Origin of the sequence: Clostridium drakei, from assembly GCF_000633595.2 — a bacterium.
GTDB lineage: Bacteria > Bacillota > Clostridia > Clostridiales > Clostridiaceae > Clostridium_AM > Clostridium_AM drakei.
In genome coordinates this window covers 1-4,905 of record NZ_JIBU02000098.1, presented here as the reverse complement: position 1 = coordinate 4,905, position 4,905 = coordinate 1, and the positions used below count along the sequence as shown (strand labels likewise).

Here is a 4,905-nt window from a genome sequence, read left to right as displayed (position 1 = left end):
AGAAGTTTATGAAAAATTCGGATTAAAAGAATTAGAAGTTTCAGATGAAGTATTTGAAGGCAAACATTCAGTAGTATTCGATGAAGCTGAAAATAGAATGCACACTATAAAAGCTGTTATGGTTGCAACACTAGGAAAATAATATAAATTTTAAACTATGTTATCAGTTAAAGCTGGTAACATAGTTTAATAATAAAAAAGGGGAGTTTAAATTTGGAAAAGGAAAACAAACTAGGATTATTTTCACTTATTGCTTTAGTAATTGGTTCAATGATCGGTGGAGGAGCTTTTAGTTTACCAGCTGATATGTCAAAAGGAGCTAGTGCTGGAGCTATTATTATAGGTTGGATTATTACTGGAGTTGGAATGATAGCACTTGCACTTGTATACCAAAACCTTGCTAATAGAAAACCTGATTTAAATGGCGGAGTTTATAGTTATGCTAAAGCTGGATTTGGAGAATACATGGGATTTAACTCTGCATGGGGCTATTGGCTAAGTGCTTTGATTGGAAATGTATCTTATTTAGTAATGTTATTTGGAGCCATAGGATATTTTATACCTGCTTTTGGAAAAGGAAATAATATACTTTCTGTAGTTTGTGCATCAATTCTTGTATGGTCTGTTCAAGGATTAATATCAAAGGGTATACAGGGAGCAGCACTTATAAACATAGTAACTACTATAGGTAAATTAGTGCCTATATTCTTATTCTTAATTGTAATTATTATATCTTTTAAAGTTAATATATTTACTCTAGATTTTTGGGGAAAGGCAAATCCAAGTTTAGGTAGTGTTATGCAGCAAGTAAAAAGTACAATGCTTGTAACTACATGGGTATTTATTGGTATAGAAGGAGCTGTTGTTCTTTCAGGAAGAGCTAAAAATAGAAGTGATGTAGGAAAAGCTACAGTAATGGGATTGGTTGGAACTCTTGTGATATATGTTTTGATTTCAGTATTATCATTAGGTGTAATGAATCAAGCATCACTATCTAAGTTGGACACTCCATCAATGGCATATGTACTTGAAGCTATTGTTGGGAAATGGGGAGCAGCCATAATAAATCTAGGATTAGTAATATCATTACTTGGAGCTATATTAGGATGGTCTCTTCTAGCAGCAGAAATTCCATTTGTAGCTGCTAAAGATGGTGTTTTTCCAAAGATATTTTCTAAACAAAATAAAAATGCTGCACCAATGAATTCTTTAACTCTTACTAATATAGTAGTTCAAGTTGCATTGATACTTACTTTATTCTCTAATGGTACATATCAAATGTTATATTCTATTGCAAGTGCAGCTATATTAATTCCATATTTGTTTAGTGGATTGTATGGATGGAAATTATCAGCTTCAGGTGAAACTTATAATGAAAATTCAAATGGAAGAACTAGAGATATTATAATAGCTGTAATATCAAGTATTTATGCTACTTGGCTTGTATATGCTGCGGGAAAGCAAAGTATAATGATTATAATAGTATATGCAGTAGGAATACCATTCTTTATTAAGGCTAAGAAGGAAGAAGGAAAAGATCCATTCTTATCATATGAAAAAATATTAGCAGCAGTAATTTTTGTTGCAGGTATTATTGCTTTGTACATGGTGATAACAGGAAAATTAGGCTAAATAGTAAGTAATTTAATTTTTAAAAATGGACTGTGCAAAGTTTAATATATGGGTTAATAATCCATGATTAAACTTTGCACAGTTTTTGGTTTTATGATAATATGAACATACATATATATATTCATAATAATGTATATATATTGCTATTTTAATTAAACTATTTTACAAAATATTTATACTTATAAAGTTGGAGGACAAGGATTAATGAAAGATAGAGAGTCTAATGTAATTAATGAACTTACTAAATTAGGATTGAATAAATATGAAGCTAAAGTTTATGTAACATTGCTAGAAACTCCTGAAATTACTGCTTATGAAATAGGAAAAAGATCAGGAGTTCCACAATCTAAAATATATGATACAGTTAATAAACTAGCTAGTAAATGTATGTTGATATTAAGCGGGTCTGATCCAGTAAAATATGTTCCTATTCCATTGGAAGAATTTCTAAATAGATATAAAAAGGAAACTGAACACTCTATTAAGTATTTAAAAGAAAACATGAGTAATATAAATAATAATAAATATCTTGATTATATGTGGCATCTTCAAGGAGAAAATCAATGTAATGATAAGATAAGATATATGATTGGAAACGCTAAAAAAAGCATTTACTTAGATATTTGGGCAAATAATTATAAACTATTGTATGATGATTTGGTAAAAGCCAATGATAGGGGAGTAAAGATAGTTTGTGTCGTATACGGAACTATAGAAAAAGAAATAGGAAAAGTATACTATCATGAAATGTATGGTATGGAAGAAGATGCTGATGCTAATGGAAGATGGTTATGTTTAGTAACAGATGATTCTGAAAGCTTATTTTCAATATTTAAAGATGAAGAGAGTAGTGCTGTATGGACACAAAATAAATCATTTATGCTTTCTACTGAGTGTTTTATAACTCACGATATATTTATATCAGAGATATATTTGAAGTATAAGGATTCATTAGATGAGGAATTTGGATTTAACTTAGAAAAAATCAGGAAAAAATTGCCTATAGGATAGAGTTGATTTGAAATAAATTAATTTAGATAAGGTTATAAAATAGTCTGTGTAAAATCCAGTGTGAATATAAAAAAGGAGATACACAGACTATTATATTATTAAATAAAGTTTATATATTTACTTTCAATTTTTTTCAAAATACCTTCTTTAGATAGATCTTTTAATCCTTCATTAAATATTTGTGTTAAATTTTCGGTATTTTTCTTTTTTGAGAATCCTAGTCTTGCATCAAAGTTTTCATGAGCTTCCAAAATATATTTAGAAATATTAACTTCATCTTGGATTTTATTTAAGTTTATATAATACTTTCCTATGTACTCGTTTAATAATATAACATCAATTTGATTTTTTGAAAGTTTATAAAATAAAGTATCAAGTTTATAGTTCTTATCCTTAATAATATCTTTATCATTTAAGAAATTACATGGATAAGTATACATACTAATAATACCTACTGTACATTTCTTTATATCATCATAACAATTAAATGTTTTTGGATTATCATTATTTGTAATAAATATAAATCTATTTTCATCCCTATATGGATTTGTAAAGTTTATGAATTTACTTCGTTCCTCAGTATAAGACAAAGTTGAAATTATATGAGCTGAGCCATCCTTTACTAGTTCAAGAGATAAGTCAAATGGTGCAAAAAATAGTTTAAAATTGATAGCATTTCTAGTACAAATTTCTCTTATTATATCAATATCTATACCTTGATTATCAATATCTTTATTCTCAATAACAAATGGAGGATACTCTTCAGTTACTGCTATTATTGTATTCTCATCTTCTTCTAAAAGATTAAACAAATTTTTACTTAAATATTTAAACTCACTAGTACTACTAACTAATTTCTCAACACATTTATTTTCATTTCTTAGAGAATCATCTATTTGTTTAATTGTACTCATATCGTTTCCAATGGATTTTAAAACTAGAGATGCTGTAGAATTTACGTTTGAACATGTATTATTTGACTGAACATTTTTATTTGTTAATGTTTCAACATTAGATAATGTATTTGTAACCATTTGAACTATTTGATCTATTGAATTTACTGTTTGCTGTAGCATTGAAGATTGAGAGTCTAATATACTTATTGTCTTTGTAACATCGGTTTGAGTTGTTATAGCACTTTTGTTAATATTATTTAAGACTCTAAATATATCATTAGTAGCTTCATTAGTTTCATTAGAAAGTTTTTTTATTTCATCAGCTACAACTGAAAAACCTTTTCCATATTCTCCTGCTCTGGAGGCTTCGATAGATGCATTAAGTGCTAACATATTTATTTGTTTAGAAATTATATTTATATTATTTATAGTACCTTGAACTTCTATAGTATAGTTGACTAAATCATCTATTGATTTTTTAGATAATTTCATATTTTCTTTAACAACTTTATATTCATCTATACTATGTATAATCTGTTGTTGTTTTTCTCTGACACTATCATTTACTATTCCAAATGTACCTTTAATTTCTTCAGATATTTTTAAATTATTACTTAATTTATCATGCATGTCCTCAAGTTGAGTTTTAGTTTTTTCTAAATTAGTAATGTGCAACTCAGAGTTATCTGTTAATGAAGTACTTTGTTTGCTTATATCTTTCATACTTAATAACAGGTATTCACTATACTGTATTATATCATTTATAAATTTAAGAAATAATATAATACAATCATCGATTTTTTTAGTGTTTAAACTTTTTTCTTCGAAATTTAAATTTTCAGATTTGTTTTTTTTAGAAAATTCATAAATTTTGCATGCAAATATTAAATTGCTTATTACTAATATCAAGATAAATGCAAATGTTATTTTAATCATAGTTGTGTTACCTCCACCTAAAAAAGTAATAAATATTTTAAAATCACCTTTTAATAACCACCAAGGTGGTTCTTAAATAATTATATAGAGATAGATGTTTTTTGTCAAATCATTAACCATATCAAACTATATAATTTATATTATATAAAAAAATTTTGTATATTTATAGAAAAATACTTTTAGTAATAAGACTATTGATATATTAATTTTGGTAATAATAATACTTATTGAAAGTTATAATGTATCAATAAAGTGAATATTTATTCTATTTATATAAATATATTAAAAAATAAATAATTGACAAAGTTGAGCTACCTAGATATAATCAAAATATAGTATGAACCACCTAGGTGGTTAATAAAAGTATAGCGTAAGGGAGAAATGAAGAAATGGCATTTAATTTAAGAAACAGAAACTTTTTAACATTGAT

3 protein-coding genes and 1 pseudogene are annotated in these 4,905 nt (G+C 26.4%); 3 read left to right on the top strand and 1 reads right to left on the bottom strand.

All coding sequences use genetic code 11. From position 1 onward, the window contains the following. The 3 genes and pseudogenes from EG57_RS26145 to EG57_RS0224890 form a co-directional block, all read left to right on the top strand. Window positions 1-142, top strand: a pseudogene (locus tag EG57_RS26145) (ornithine carbamoyltransferase); the annotation flags it as partial. 71 nt (window positions 143-213) lie between these two features. Beyond that, window positions 214-1,632 (top strand): arginine-ornithine antiporter, encoded by a 1,419-nt coding sequence (gene arcD / locus EG57_RS0224895; protein ID WP_032079771.1) that lies wholly within the window; start codon window positions 214-216, stop codon window positions 1,630-1,632. A gap of 204 nt (window positions 1,633-1,836) precedes the next feature. Beyond that, the gene (locus EG57_RS0224890) at window positions 1,837-2,643 is read left to right on the top strand and encodes a TrmB family transcriptional regulator (RefSeq protein WP_032079770.1); all 807 of its coding nucleotides are present in this window, start codon (window positions 1,837-1,839) and stop codon (window positions 2,641-2,643) included. Window positions 2,644-2,741: 98 nt separating this feature from the next. Here EG57_RS0224890 and EG57_RS0224885 read toward each other — a convergent pair whose 3' ends face one another. Then, a complete protein-coding gene (locus EG57_RS0224885; RefSeq protein ID WP_032079769.1) occupies window positions 2,742-4,475 on the bottom strand; it encodes a methyl-accepting chemotaxis protein in 1,734 nt (577 codons plus the stop codon). Window positions 4,476-4,905 lie beyond the last annotated feature (430 nt).

Excerpts from the sequence above, each read along its gene's own strand:
- EG57_RS0224885 (WP_032079769.1), bottom strand. The coding sequence starts at position 4,475 with ATGATTAAAATAACATTTGCATTTATCTTGATATTAGTAATAAGCAAT.
- EG57_RS0224890 (WP_032079770.1), top strand. The coding sequence starts at position 1,837 with ATGAAAGATAGAGAGTCTAATGTAATTAATGAACTTACTAAATTAGGA.